Source organism: Akkermansia sp. NBRC 115031, from assembly GCF_030268505.1.
GTDB classification, from domain to species: domain Bacteria; phylum Verrucomicrobiota; class Verrucomicrobiia; order Verrucomicrobiales; family Akkermansiaceae; genus Akkermansia; species Akkermansia massiliensis.
The window spans coordinates 480,964-495,183 of sequence record NZ_BSQU01000002.1; the positions used below are offsets into that span (position 1 = coordinate 480,964).

Genomic DNA, 14,220 nt, shown 5'->3' on the forward strand with positions numbered 1-14,220 from the left:
TGGGGTACGCCATGCGCCGTTTTCCCGTCCCGCGGAGGAAGGTCGCAAGCAAGTTGTTTGCCTTTCCGGGATTTGAAAGAAACTTTGTTGACACCCTTGAAAAAATTAGTTTATAATAATTCTAACTAAAAGACACCATGAGTGACCAAAAGAATTTAACGACCTCCGTCGGAGCGCCCGTTCCGGATAACGAAAACGTGCTCACGGCCGGCCCCCGCGGCCCCATGCTGCTCCAGGACGTCTGGTTCCTGGAAAAGCTGGCCCATTTCGACCGGGAAGTGATCCCGGAACGGCGCATGCATGCCAAGGGCTCCGGCGCCTTCGGCACGTTTACCGTGACGGGGGACATCACCCGTTACACGAAGGCTGCCATGTTTTTCGGAATTGGCAAGAAGACCGACCTGCTGGTGCGGTTTTCCACCGTGGCCGGGGAACGGGGAGCGGCGGACGCGGAGCGCGACATCCGCGGCTTTGCCATCAAGTTTTACACGGAGGAGGGAAACTGGGACCTGGTGGGCAATAATACCCCGGTTTTCTTCCTGAGGGATCCGCTCAAGTTCCCGGACCTGAACCACGCCATCAAGCGCGACCCGCGCACCAACATGAGAAGCGCGCGGAACAACTGGGATTTCTGGACTTCCCTGCCGGAGGCTTTCCACCAGGTCACCGTCGTGATGAGCGACCGCGGCATTCCTTCCTCCTACCGCCACATGCACGGGTTCGGCAGCCATGCGTTCAGCATGCTGAACGCGGACAATGAGCGGGTATGGGTGAAGTTCCACCTGAAAACCCAGCAGGGCATCAAGAACCTGACGGACGCGGAGGCGGAAGCGATTATCGCGAAGGACCGGGAGAGCCACCAGCGGGATTTGTATGAGAGCATTGAGCGGAAGGATTTCCCGCGCTGGACGATGTACATCCAGGTGATGACCCAGGAGCAGGCCAAGGCATGCCCCTTCAATCCGTTTGACCTGACCAAGGTATGGCCGCACGGGGATTACCCCCTCATGGAGGTGGGCGTGCTGGAACTCAACCGGAACCCGGACAACTATTTCGCCCAGATTGAGCAGGCGGCGTTCAACCCGGCCAACGTCGTTCCCGGCATCGGCTTTTCCCCGGACAAGATGCTCCAGGGGCGCCTGTTCTCCTACGGGGACGCCCAGCGGTACAGGCTGGGGGTGAACCATAACCAGATTCCGGTGAACGCCCCCCGCTGCCCGTTCCACAGTTACCACCGGGACGGCATGATGCGTGTGGACGACAATGCGGGAAGCACGCTGGGCTATGAGCCGAACAGTTACGGGGAGTGGCAGGAACAGCCGGAGTTCCGGGAACCGCCGCTGGAGCTGGACGGCGCGGCCTGGCACTGGGATTTCCGCGAGGATGACGACGATTATTATTCCCAGCCACGCGCCCTGTTCCGGCTGATGAATCCGGAGCAGAGGGAGGCCCTGTACGGCAATACCGCCCGCGCCATGGGCGACGCGCCGGACTTTATCAAGCAGCGCCACATCGACCACTGCATGCAGTGCGACCCCGAATACGGGGAAGGAGTGGCCAAGGCCCTCGGCATGTTCAAGGGATAGTCAAATTTGGGTGTTCCGGGCGGAAGTTTCTCCGGAAGGGGAGGCTTCCGCCCGTTTTTTACCCGTTTGACGCAGCCAGGGGATTGATGGCCGTGAATTCCGGCAGGCAGGACACGGAATCGTGAAATATCAGGTGCGGAGGGAGGACGGATGGAGTAATGTGGCCTGGTGGATGTGAATGTGTTGCTTTTTGATGATTTTGAGACGCTGGATGCATTCGGCCCGGTGGAAGTGCTGGGCAAAGTAGAGGAATACCGGCTGCGTTATTTTTCCGAACATGGCGGAACCGTCGCAAGTGCTCAAAAGACGGTAATTGTCACTGAACCGGCCACGGAGGCGGACGGCGGCGGAATTTTAGTGGTTCCGGGAGGAAGGGGGACCCGCCGCCTGGCGGTTTTTCCGCCTTTCCTGCATTTTCTCCGGGGCATGGCGGACGATGCGGAGTATTGCCTGTCCGTCTGCACAGGGGCCGCGCTGCTGGCCGGCTGCGGCGCGCTGGACGGCAGAAGGGCGACTTCCAACAAGAAGTCTTTTGCATGGGTGAAGTCCGTCCGCGGCGCAGTCGGCTGGGAGGAACGTGCCCGGTGGGTGGCGGACGGGAAGTTTTATACTTCCTCCGGCGTTTCCGCCGGAATGGACATGGCCCTCGGGTTTGTGAGCGACCGGTTTGGCAGGTCACGGGCGGAGGGTATAGCGGAGCAGCTCGAATACGTGTGGAATGATGACTGCACCAGGGACGTGTTCGCGCGGAAATGAGGTTTTTTCATGGCTGGAATCCCTGCGCGGCCAGCGGAACCGCGGCATTGCGGGAAGAACGCGTTTTCTGCTTTCTGTGAGGAAAGAGCCTGTTATATCATGGAGGGCAGAAGTACATGAAAATCGTAGTTAAAGTAGGAACGGGCGTTCTGACCCGTGAGAACGGGACGCTGGATGGTTCTTCCATCGTGCATCTGGTCAGCGCGCTGGCGGACCTGATGCAGCAGGGCCACCAGGTGGTGCTGGTGAGCTCCGGGGCTGTGGGTTCCGGCGTGTCCGTCCTGGGGCTGCCGTCCTATCCGCAGGAGTTGTCCCTGAAGCAGGCATGCGCGGCCGTGGGGCAGACGCGGCTGATGCAGACGTATGAGAATCTTTTCAACCATTTTGACGTGGATGTGGCTCAGCTCCTGCTGACGGCAGAGGATTTGAAGCGCCGCCGCCACAACGTGCAGGCTACGGTGCTGCGCCTGTTTGAGTACGGAGGCATCATCCCGATCGTGAATGAGAACGACACCGTATCCGTGGAAGAGCTGAAGTTCGGGGATAACGACATTCTTTCCGTGCACATGGCGCGCCTGGTGGAGGCTGACGCGCTGTTTATCCTGACGAGCGTGGACGGCCTGTATCCCCCCGGAGGCAGCCGGGAAGCCATCATTCCCCGGGTGGAGGACGTGGATGCCGTGCTGGCGTTCGCAGAGGAGGACCGGGGCCGCTTTTCCATGGGCGGCATGAGCGCCAAGCTCCAGGCCATCCGGGAGGCCGTGAATGCGGGGACGGGCGTTTACATGCTGCACGGCCGCCATCCGGAACGCATCGCGCTGCTGCTGGAGGGGAAGGCGGAAGGAGCCGGAACGTATTTTGTACCGAAGGGATGAAGTTATGAAGATGGAGAATCCTCTTGAACCGGTGGGACGGGCCGCGCTGGCGGCTTCACGGGAGATGCTTGCCCTGGAGCCGCAAGAGAAGGCGCAGGCCCTGCGCCTGATGGCCGCAGGCGTTCGGAGCGCCGCGGAAAAGATTGTCCGGGAGAACGGCCTTGATATGGAAGAGGCCCGGAAGGGCGGCCGCAATGCCGCGTTTCTGGACAGGCTTCTCCTGACGCCGGAGCGCGTGGAGCACATGGCCCGCGGCATGGAGCAGGTGGCGGCCCTCCCTGATCCCGTGGGCGAATGCATCCGGGAGTGGACGCGCCCCAACGGCCTGCATATCCGCCAGGTGCGCGTTCCCCTGGGGGTCATCGGTTTTATTTACGAGAGCCGCGGCACCGTTACCTGCGATGCCGCCGCCCTGTGCCTGAAGTCCGGGAATGCCGTCATTCTGCGCGGCGGGAGCGAGTCCCTGCGGACCAACCGGGTTCTGGCGGAGGTTCTGCGCGCCGCGCTGAAGGAGTCCGCCGTCCCCGCGGACGCCGTGCAGCTTCTTGATTCCGGCAGCCGGGATGAGGTGCGGCAGTTGTGCGAGCTGGATTCTTTCCTGAACGTGGTCATTCCCAGGGGTGGAAAGGGGCTGATCCGCGCCGTGACGGAGTACGCCAGGGTTCCCGTGCTGAAGCATCTGGACGGCGTTTGCCACGTGTATGTGGACGCCGCAGCGGATTTGAAGATGGCCGTGAACGTGCTGGACGACTCCAAGACACAGCGCCCGGGCGTTTGCAATGCGGCGGAAACCCTGCTGGTGGACGCCGCCGCGGCGGAACGGTTCCTGCCGATGGCGGCGGAGCGCATGCGCCGGCGTGCCGTGGAATGCCGCGTGTGCGGGCGGAGCAGGCCGTTTTTCGGTCCGGAGGCCGTTCCTGCGGAGGAAAGGGATTGGTCTACGGAGTATGAAGACCTGATTCTCTCCGTGAAGGTGGTGGACGGCGTCCGGGATGCCGTAGAGCATATCAACCGCTACGGTTCCCATCACAGTGATTCCATCATCACGGAGGATGGAAAGGCCCGCGATTATTTCATGAGCCGGGTGGACAGCGCGTGCGTCTACCATAATTGCTCCACGCGGTTCAGCGACGGGGAGGAATTCGGCTTCGGCGCGGAGATAGGCATCGGGACGGACAAGTTTCATGCCCGCGGGCCAATGGCTCTGCGGGAGCTGACCTCTTACAAGTACGTCATTGAAGGCAGCGGGCAGATGAAGGACCCTTCCCGGATTCCGGGGGAAGACCGCGCCTGAACAGGCACGTCCGCAATCAGAAAGGGAGCACCGCAGCATGGCCGCGATGCTCCCCGCTTGTACACACCCCTGAAGAAGTCCCGTTAGAAAGTCAGCCTGTAGCCGATGCTTCCGTTGAAGCTGGTGGCGCGGCTGCGGAAGTCCGCATTGACATCCGCAAAAATGGAGCTGGTGTAACCCACCGGAATGGTGATGCCCGCGCCTGCCTGCACGCCGGTAGCTCCTTCCCTGGCTCCGTTCACGCGGAATCCTGCGCCGGGCACGCCGGCGGGCGACAGCGCCGCCGTGGTTTTCCGGTCGCCCAGGAGCTGGACAACCTGCACCCGCAGTTCACCCATGGACGCGCGGCCCGTCAGGTTGCTGGAGAGCTCTCCGCGGAGCCTCGCCCCCAGTCCCACGGTGCCGTAGGTGGAATCCATGTCGTCCACGCTCATGCCCAGGCCCCCTGATTCCGTGAAGCCGTCCATCCGGCTCTTGTACACGGAGGCGTTCACCAGGGGCTGGAACGCGGAGGTTTTGTTTTCATCCAGGTACAGGTCATACGTGCCTTCATAAAAGGCGCCGTAGCTGCTGCCGCTGGTGCTGCCGTGCATGGCGTACATGCCGGCTCCGGGGATGCCTGCGGTGCGGTCCAGGGAAGCGTCGTTCCATCCGTAGGTGAGGATGACGTTGTGCGCCCAGCGGCCCGACTGGATGCGGAAGAACAGATTGCCGTAGTAGGAGTCCAGGTCTCCGTTCGCCATGTAGGCGTCCAGGTCGCCATAGCTGGCGGAGAAGGCCGCTCCCCATACGAAGCTGTCGCTGCACGTTACGTCAAATCCGAAGGTGCCGCCCCAGGTGTTGAGCTTGTAGCCTGATTCGTCCATCCGGTCATCCAGTTTGCGGTAGCCGCCTTCCCCTTCAATCCAGGCGTTGAAGCAGGGCAGGTCATCGTTGATGTACTGCGGGGAGGCTCCCATCTGGGAGAGGCGGTTGCGCAGGTGGAGCACCTGGTCCCGGAGGGCTCCCTTCTGGGCGGAGTGCAGGGCGGTGACGCCGCTGCCCGCATAGGAGGAGAGGGCGGATTGAAGGGCGCCCGTGTCCCCCATGGCCTGGGCGGTGCCCACGGCATTGAGGAATTCCATCATGGCCGGGGTGATGCTTCCGGGGGAGGAGGTGACGGCCCACAGGCTGTCCACCGCGGCTCTCTGGTTTTCCGTGGAGGCGAAGTCCTTCAGCGGGCTGTCTCCCAGTTTGGTGAAGTGGACCTGGAACAGCTTGCCGTCGTCGGAGAGTATCTTGCTGATGTCATAGACGAGGTTGGCGAAGCCGGCATAAGTCAGGTTCACCATGTCCGCCGTCCAGGTTTCCCCGTTTGCCGTGGCCAGGCCGTTTTCCGCATAGAAGGCGTTGATGGTGAATTCCGGCAGGATGGCCCAGTCTCCCGCGGTACCCAGGCCGTAAATGTTGACGTTGATGGATGGGTCCGCCCCGTTGATGCGGATGGAGCCGTTTTCCGCCTTCACGGCGGCCCAGGCATTGTCCGCGCTGCGGGCCAGCGTTTCCGTATTGACGGTGAGGTCCAGGGAAGCGCCGGAGTCCAGATCGGCCGCCACTCCGCCGTTGCTGCCGGTCAGCACGAGCTGGACCGCCCGCTGGTTGGGATTGCCGCCCAGGTATAGTTTGCCGTTGGAGGCGATGGAGAGCGTGTTGGCCGTGGTATTGTTCATCAGGGAGAGGTCCGCCGTGGCGTCCAGGTCGGAGGCGTCCCGGGTGTTGCTGCCGATGGAAATGTCCCTGTAGGTCATGGAGCCGTCCGCGGCCAGGTCCTTGTCTCCCAGGACGAGGTGGCCGCCCGCCCGGGTATGGCTGACGTCCACGCCGCCATTCCCGGAGGAAAGGATGATCTGCGTGCCTTCGCCCCGGTGGGTGATGGCTCCCGTGCCGGTGATATCCCCCTTGAAGGAGTAGGTTTTCCCGTCGTTGGAGGCCAGTTCCAGACGTCCGTTTGCCCCCAGGTGGAGCGCGCCGTTTTCCTGCTCCTGGTGGAGCCCTTCCAGCGCGATCGTGGAGCCGTCCTGCAGGCGCAGGCTGCCGCCCCCCAGATGGAGCAGCACGTCTTCGCCCAGATTGCTGTCCGTGCCTAGAATCAGGTTGCAATTGTCCAGTTTCAGGGTGCCGGAGCCGGTGACGCTTGCGTGGAGCGTCAGGTCTGAAAGAGTGTCTCTGGCGATGGTGAGCAGGGCGCCCCCGTTCAGGGTGATGGAGCCGGAGCCCGCCAGATCCCCGGCGGCCAGGGATGCGGAGTTCAGCGTCAGCGCGGCATCCTGTTCCACGTTCAGGGCGCCGGAGATGATGGAACTTTCCTTCGTGTTCTGGAGCACGAGCTCTCCCTGCTGCACGTCCAGAGCGGAGGCGGTCACGCTGCCGTCAACGGTCAGCCTCTGTTCACCGTCCTTGACGAGCTGCGCCGCTCCTTCAATGGAGCCCGCATAAGCGGTGTTGCCTGGTTTGTCCGGATCTGCGGAGGTTTCATTCAGCAGCGTGATGATCACGTCGCTGTCCGTTCCCGTGTTCACGACGGCACCGGCTTCCGTGCCGGCCAGATAGCGGATGGTGGTTGTTTTGTCTTCCGGCGCAGTGGCCGCGGACAGGTCGATGTTCAGCGTTCCGTTGTTGGTGACGCTGGGGGTTGCCCCCAGGGTGCTGGCGGAGGTGACGTTTTTGGAAGCTCCCTTGTCAATGACCATGGCGTCCAGCTGGCCGAAGGAGATGATTACCTGGCCGCCTTCCGTCCGGGTAATGTCCCACGCCATGCCGTTGTATTCGCTCAGCGTGATGTGGTTGGTATCCGCGTGCAGGGCGGCGTTGGTGACGTGGAAGGCGTAGTCCCCCGGAGCGGCGAGCAGCGCCACGGCATCCGCCGTCAGCGTCAGGGTCAGGTTCCCCAGGGTCAGAGTGGAATTAGCCGCGTCATTGAACTGGATGATTCCCGTGCCGTCCGCGCCCATGTTGGCGGCGGAAAGCCTCAATTGCGTGTCGGAGCCGGACAGGTCCGCATGGCCCGTCAGGCCGGAAATGGTTCCTGTGCCGCTGCCCATGTTGATGGAGTTCAGCTTGCTTCCGTCCAGTCCGCCCAGGTTGACGTTCCCGGTGATGCCGGAGACGGAGACACTCCCGGCTCCCAGTCCCGCCGTATTGGCGAGCGCCCCCGCAGAGATGGATATTTTTCCGGAGACGGCCTGCCCGGCCAGGTCCAGCGTTCCTCCTTCCACCCAATAGGTTCCGGTTCCGGTGTCTGCGGATTTGAGGGTCAGGTTGTGCGAGGTGCGAATCGTGCCGTTGTTGGTGATGTCCAGCGTGGCTCCCTGGGCCTGGTTGAACCGGAGGGCGGAGCCTGCATCCACGGTCAGGGAGGCAACCGTATTGCCCAGGGCCTTGTCCAGCGCAAGGTCCGAATTTCCGGTGACCTGCACCTTGTCAAAGTTCTGGAGCGTTCCGAGGAAGCTGGTAGTGTAGTGGTCGAAGACGAGCTTCTTCTCCCCGTTCACTGTTCCTCCCCCCTTGCCGTCGATGGTGCCGGCGTATTTGTCAAATTTGTGTTCGGAACCGTCTCCGGTGGTGGCGGCAATGTCCTTCAGGGTGATGGCGGTGCCTCCGTTGATGGTGCCGCTGGCCTTGTTGCCGCCGCACAGGAGCGTCCATGTCCAGTTGTCCCCGTCAGCCTTGCCCAGAATGGCGTCCGTGCCCGTGACGGTCAGGCTGGTTCCCTGGGAGATGGTGCCGTTCGTCTTGTTCCCGGCGTAGATTTCGTTCATGAACGTTCCGCCGTTGATGTAAAGGGAGGTGGAGCCGGAGATGGTTTTGTTTCCCGTGTAAAGGCCGCCGAAAATGCGATGGGAGAACACGCCGTCATTGAACACCATGGTGATGTCCCCGTCCACGGCGGTGGCGTAGGCTCCCGCCACGGAGGTGCGGTCCGCCTCCCCGTTGGTGAAGGAGGTGTCATAGGTCCCGGTGGAGGAGGAGAATTCCAGGTAAATATCCCCGTGGACGGTGCCCCCGTTAACAGTGCCGAATACCGTGGATTTGCCAATGGCCCCTTCCGCCAGGCGCAGGTGGATGTCCCCGTACAGGTCGCCCGACGTGTGGCCTCCTATCCAGCCGTTATCGCTGCTGACGCCTTCCCCCAGCGTCACCCACAGGTCCTGGCGGCTGTCCGCGCTGCCATAGGCCCCGTTGTTGGCGTAAATGAATTTGGTGCTTCCCGTTCCCGTGATGCTGGCGATGTTGGAGTTGGTGCCGTTGCGGGCATTATACGTGGCATTGGCCCCGGCCGTAGCCACGGCGGTGGCGGCGGCGCCCGTTGTCCATTCGATCATGCCCGGCTTGAGGGCGGAGGAAGCTCCGCCGTTTGCCAGATAAAGGGTTTCCGGTCCGGTGATGCCGCTGGTGGAGGGCGCGTAGGAGAGGGAGCCGTCCAGAGCCAGGTTGGACAGGATGGCGTCCAGCGTGCCGGAATAGCTGAAGGTGAGGCCGGAGGAGCTGCCCCCCGCTGCCGTCTGCGCCTCCCCGATGAGGACGTCCCCCAGCCAGATGTAGTAGCCCGCGTTCAGGCCGTGGGCGTTGTCCCCCGCCACGTAGGCCACGCGGATGGAATCCGCATTGGCGGACATGTCCCTGGAGTACAGGATGGTGCTTCCCCATTGGATGTACGCTTCATTGACGTTCAGCGTTCCGTTGCCCAGATTCAGGGAGAAGTTGTTCGTGGTGTCCCAGCCGCCCGTGGCGCCGTTGCCCAGGCGCAGGGTGAAATCCACCGTGTAGCCCTTGTCCTGCCCCTGGGAGGCTCCCCAGTTGTAAGTGAGGGTGCTGCTGCCGGATTTGTTGAAGTTGATCGTGTTGTTGGAGATGGTGACGTTATTGGCGGTAAAGCCCCTGGCCGTCAGCGTCTGCTGGGTGATGGAGGGCGTCTGGCCGAAGTTGACGCCCAGTTCGTGGGCGGCTTTCCTTTCCTGCCCGGCGGACCGCCCCGCGTACCCCATGCCCTTGGCCAGGTTGCCCGCCATCAGCAGGTCCCCCTGGGCGTTCGGGTGCAGCCCGTCCGCCGTGGGATTGTGGAACATGGAGCGCACCCCGTAGAAAGGGGTGGAGGAGGCCACGTCAATGATGCCCGCATTGATGTCAATGACTTTGACGCCGTTGGCGGCGTTTTCTGCGCCCCATTCTTTCAGGGATTCGTTGTAGGTGGCTACGGCCTGGTGCGTTTCAGCCAGGTTCCCGTTGGAATGCTGCGTCCAGCAGGGGATGGTCATCACCAGAATGCTTGCGTGGCTGTTGGCGGTGCGGATGGAGGAGACGATGGAATCCATGTCGCTCAGCAGAAGGTAGGTGACCCCGTCCAGCCGCAGGTGCAGCGTACTGTTGTTGTTGTCGGAAAGGAGGTCGTTGGTGCCGGCGAGCAGGAAAAACGTGTCCGGCGTGTCGGCCCCGGTAAAGGTCTGGCCCGTGTAGGTTCCCCCCTGGGTTTTTTCCGTGCTCAGGCCCAGCCAGTTCTTGATGTTGGAGCCGTCAAACCGCCCGTAGCTGCTGCTGTTCGCCCTGCCGGCGATTTCATAGGTCCGCGCGCTGGCCGCGGAGGAATGGAGATTCTGGAAAATCCTGCCGCCGTAGGAGGTTCCCGCGGCCACTCCGCCGCTGTAGTTGCCGGTCATGATACCTTTTTCGGTATAGCTGATGCCGTTGTCTGCAAAAATTTTGTGCATGGCCCAGCGCCAGGAGCCGCTGTTGACGCCATGGGTGATGGAGTCCCCTACGTACATGACGTTGCCAAGGTTTCCGTCTGAAACAGAGGCGGAGGCCACGGTAGAGAACAGGGCGCTGCACGCAAGCAGGACGGACCTTAGAGAGAAGGGTAATCTTAAACGCATATCCTAGCAGTATGCGAATTAGGAATCCGGCCTCAACTCAAAATGTTGAAGTTTAGTGTATTATAAATTTCAATACATTGAGATTGAAATCATTGTGACACGTCTGGTCTTTTTGGAGCTTGCTTTTTCCCCTGATTTTTGCAGGGCTTGGGATTTGCCGTGTTTTTAGCAGTAACTGACGGATTCCTAATCCGTTGCAGGATTAGTCACAAAGGCACTGGTTCATGTCCAGCGCAGGGTTGTCCGGAATGGAGTCATTGACGATGACGGCGGGAACGCCCGCCACCGTGGTATGGGGAGGGACGTTTTCCAGGACGACGGAGCAGGCGGCGATTTTGGCGCAGGCGCCGATGGTGACCCTGCCCAGGATTTTGGCCCCCGCGCCGATCAGGACGCCGGATTCCACAATGGGGTGCCGGTCTCCTTCCTCCTTGCCCGTGCCGCCCAGCGTTACTTCATGCAGGATGGAGACGTTGTCGCGGATGATGGCGGTTTCCCCCACTACAAAGCTGGTGGCGTGGTCCAGCAGGATGCCGCAGCCGATGGTGGCCGCCGGGTGGATGTCCACCGCAAAGACTTCGCTGGCCAGGCTCTGGAACTGAAGGGCCATGATGGTGCGGCCGTGCTGCCACAGCCAGTGGGAGATGCGGTACGTGGTGATGGCGTGGAACCCCTTGTAGAAGAGCAGGGGTTCCAGCGGCGTGCGGCAGGCGGGGTCCCGGTCCACGATGGCGATCAGGTCGTTGGCGATCTGGCTGAGGATGTTCTGGTTTTCCGCCAGCGCCTCCCGGATGAGGGGTTCGATCAGTTCCCGCGGCATGTCCCGGCGGGAGAGCTTGCGCGCCAGCCGGGCAGAGATGGAGGTGGCCAGGGAATTGCGGGACAGGCAGACGTCGTCCAGAATGCCGCGCATGGCGGGTTCTTCCTCAGCCGCCTCGCGGGCGCATTCCACCACCCAGTCCCATACTCCGTTGATGATGCATTCGCAGTTGGTGCACTGCCGGAGTTTTGAGCGTTTCAGGCTGGTCATGGCGGAAGAAGGTGGAAAGGCAAAAGGAGCCGCCTTTCCCGAAGGGGAAGGCTGCACCCCCACAAGTACCAGAGTACGGCGGATTTGAGAACCGGAAAGTACGTCCTATGCCCAGCCGGGCATGACCTGCCTCCGTCAGCCGAAGATGACGTGCACGATGTCCATGCACCAGGCGTCCACGGACCACGGGCCGGGACCGGTCAGAAGCAGCGCCAGGGCGGAGCCGGCATAGAGCAGGTGGAATTCCACGCCTTCCCCGGCTTTTTTCCCGGACCAGTTGGCAAAGTAGCCGTTTTTAACGTGCTTGGTCATGGCGACGGCCATCATGATGATGACCGCGAGCGCAGCTATCCTGGTGAAGACGCCCAGCACCAGGCAGATGGGGGCGAAGAATTCCGTCAGCATGGCCACCTTGGCCAGGAAGGGGGGAATGCCCATTTTTTCCGTGAAGGCCTGGTACGTGCCGTCCCAGCCCGCTCCCCCGAACCAGCCCAGCACTTTCTGGGCTCCGTGCGGCCACAGGATCAGGGCCAGCGTCAGCCGAAGGACCAGCAACCCCCACGCCGCCGCAATAATGGTAATGGAATCAATGGTGTCCATGAATTTGAAATGGTTGAAGAAAAGACCCTTTTATTCCATGGGACGTTCATTTCCGGGCATGGAAAAGGTCGGAAAAGGAGGTCATTTCCTCCCTCTCCGGCCCTTGAAGTCAGGATGGCGCGTCCGTTACCGGGGAATGGAATGGTAAAGCTGTTCCAGCGCCAGCACGCAGTAGGAGGTCACCAGGACGGGGTCCGCCTCCCACCAGCGGTTGTTGGTGTTTACCCAGGAGCCGTCGCTCTTCTGGATGGAGATGAGCTTGTTGGCCAGTTCGTCACGCCAGTCCACCTTGCGGCCGTCTTCCAGCGTCAGGGTGTCTATTCCCATGGCGCTGAGAGCCTTGGACATGGCCTGGTAGTAGTAGTACAGGCCCTGAATGCCCATGCCGGGGTTTTCATCCAGGTTGTAGCTGTTTTCCAGCCATTTGAGGGCCAGCTTGACGCGGGGGTCGTTCTTGTCCACATTGGCGTAAATGAGGGATTGCATGCCCGCGTACGTCATGCTGCCGTAGGCCCTGGGCGGTTCCGCCTTGTCAAACGCGGCGCTTTTGCTGTCCCTGGCGCTGGCGACGCCCGGGCGGTACACGAAGCCGCCGAGCTGGGATTTGTCACTGGAGACCCAGGGTTCCTTGTTGACGGCTGGGTTCTGCTGGCAGCGGTTGATGAATTCCGTGGCGGCGTTCCAGTCCAGGTCCGGCTGTTCCCCGTATTTGCCGTCCTTGGCGAGCTTCTGGGAGTAGTAAATGGCTTCCAGGGCCAGGGAGGTGTTGGAAAGGTCTGCAATGGGAGGGGCCTTTTTATCCCCGTAGCCGATGCCGCCGTTGTAGGGGTTGTCCGGAGCGAAGTGGTTCTGCTGCTTGATGAGGTAGGCGCGGCCCTTGAGGATGGCGGGGGCGTATTCCTCCTTGTTGGCGGCCAGCAGGGCCATCATGCACACCGCGGTGTTGTAGGAGGACATGCCGCGGTTGAAGATGGAGCCGTCCTCCTTCTGGGATTTCAGGACGAAGTCATACCCCTTCCGGATGTATTCCGGGATGGGCTTGCCCTGGTTGGCGGGGTCGCGCATGTAGGCGGTGACCGCCAGGGCCGTCAGGGCCGGATAGGACGGCTGCGCCCAGTAGCCTTCCGGGTTCTGCTTGCTTTTCAGGTATTCGTTCCCTTTTTCAATGGCGCGCAGGATTTCCTGGCTGATGGAGGCGTATTTGGAGGCGGCCGCTTCTCCGGGAACGGCCGTCACGGTGGTCTGGCCGAAGGCGGCTGTGCCCAGCGCGGCGGCCAGCGTTAATGAAAGTGCGGATTTGAACATAATGTGCTATTGCTTGGGTTGAACCGGTTTCTGGGAGATGGTGACGGTGACGTTCGTGCCGGGGGGCAGGTTTTTCTTCGGGTTGACGATCCAGCCCGTGTCGTTGACGCCGTCATGAAAGTCGCCGATGTAGTTGATGGGGGAGGTGCGGCTCGCGAAGATGGAGATTACTTCTCCGCTCAGGCTGGCCTGGTAGGCCCCTTCGTAAAAGAAGGAGTTGGTGTAAAGCCAGTCATTGGGGTCCAGCCCCTTGCCGGTCTGGGAGTTCACGACCATGTCTGAAAAGTCGCTCTTCTGCTCCTTGCCGTTTTCCGTGTAGGTCATGGCGACCTGCACGTAGGAGTCCGCATAGTCCGCGGGCTTGGGCTCCGTGAAGGGGAGCCATTCAAAGTTTTCATCCCGCACCGGGAAGAATTTTTCAAAGCGGTGGAATTTGAGCAGCGTCATGCCCAGGCTGATGTGCAGGGGGTCCGCCTCCGTCACCAGCAGGGATTCATGCAGCTTGCCGTTGGGCATGCAGCAGATATATTCCAGAATGCCCTCCTGCATGTTGACCTGAGCCTGGAAGCTGACGGTGCGTTCCTTGTGGTTCACGATCACGTTGCCTATCTTGATGCGGTGCTCGTCCAGGGGTTCGAATTTGGGTACCGTCTTGCCGTCCGGCAGGGGGACTTCCCGGGGGGCTTCCTCCGGTGCGGGCGCATCCGGATCTCCCGCCGGGGCGGAAACGTCCTGCGCATGGGCAAAGCCCCAGGAGCAGGCAAGCAGGGTGATCGTAAATTTCAGGAACATGTTTATGGAAATTAGATTGTGAAAATGAAAGCTTCCGTTCAATGAAAAAGGCATCCGTGATTGATTTGTTACT

At 61.5% G+C, this 14,220-nt stretch carries 9 protein-coding genes; 4 read left to right on the plus strand and 5 right to left on the minus strand.

Annotated elements, in window-relative coordinates:
* The first annotated feature begins 137 nt into the window (after positions 1-137).
* The 4 genes from QSJ36_RS04740 (at position 138) to QSJ36_RS04755 (ending at position 4,511) form a co-directional block, all read left to right on the plus strand.
* On the plus strand, positions 138-1,586 hold the full coding sequence (locus QSJ36_RS04740) for a catalase (RefSeq protein ID WP_285467320.1): 1,449 nt from the start codon (positions 138-140) through the stop codon (positions 1,584-1,586).
* A 168-nt stretch (positions 1,587-1,754) separates the two neighbouring features.
* Positions 1,755-2,342, plus strand: coding sequence for a DJ-1/PfpI family protein (locus tag QSJ36_RS04745; RefSeq protein ID WP_022397568.1), 588 nt, complete (start codon positions 1,755-1,757; stop codon positions 2,340-2,342).
* 116 nt (positions 2,343-2,458) lie between these two features.
* Positions 2,459-3,217, plus strand: coding sequence for a glutamate 5-kinase (proB, locus tag QSJ36_RS04750; protein ID WP_022397567.1), 759 nt, complete (start codon positions 2,459-2,461; stop codon positions 3,215-3,217).
* A gap of 4 nt (positions 3,218-3,221) precedes the next feature.
* On the plus strand, positions 3,222-4,511 hold the full coding sequence (locus tag QSJ36_RS04755) for a glutamate-5-semialdehyde dehydrogenase (RefSeq protein ID WP_215443542.1): 1,290 nt from the start codon (positions 3,222-3,224) through the stop codon (positions 4,509-4,511).
* 83 nt (positions 4,512-4,594) lie between these two features.
* Here the strand turns inward: QSJ36_RS04755 and QSJ36_RS04760 are convergent, their stop codons facing one another.
* The 5 genes from QSJ36_RS04760 to QSJ36_RS04780 all read right to left on the minus strand — a co-directional run bounded on the left by QSJ36_RS04760 (position 4,595) and on the right by QSJ36_RS04780 (position 14,147).
* Positions 4,595-10,420 (minus strand): autotransporter domain-containing protein, encoded by a 5,826-nt coding sequence (locus QSJ36_RS04760; protein ID WP_285467325.1) that lies wholly within the window; start codon positions 10,418-10,420, stop codon positions 4,595-4,597.
* Between the two features lie 202 nt (positions 10,421-10,622).
* Positions 10,623-11,450 (minus strand): serine O-acetyltransferase, encoded by an 828-nt coding sequence (gene cysE / locus QSJ36_RS04765; protein ID WP_022397562.1) that lies wholly within the window; start codon positions 11,448-11,450, stop codon positions 10,623-10,625.
* Between the two features lie 135 nt (positions 11,451-11,585).
* Entirely contained in the window at positions 11,586-12,050 is a 465-nt protein-coding gene (locus QSJ36_RS04770; RefSeq protein ID WP_022397561.1) for a DoxX family protein, read from the minus strand.
* Between the two features lie 126 nt (positions 12,051-12,176).
* Positions 12,177-13,355 carry a prenyltransferase/squalene oxidase repeat-containing protein gene (locus QSJ36_RS04775; RefSeq protein WP_102736844.1) on the minus strand — a complete coding sequence of 393 codons (1,179 nt, stop codon included), beginning with the start codon at positions 13,353-13,355 and terminating at the stop codon, positions 12,177-12,179.
* Positions 13,356-13,361: 6 nt separating this feature from the next.
* Positions 13,362-14,147, minus strand: a complete 786-nt coding sequence (locus tag QSJ36_RS04780) for a YdjY domain-containing protein (RefSeq protein WP_285467330.1) — start codon at positions 14,145-14,147, stop codon at positions 13,362-13,364.
* Positions 14,148-14,220 lie beyond the last annotated feature (73 nt).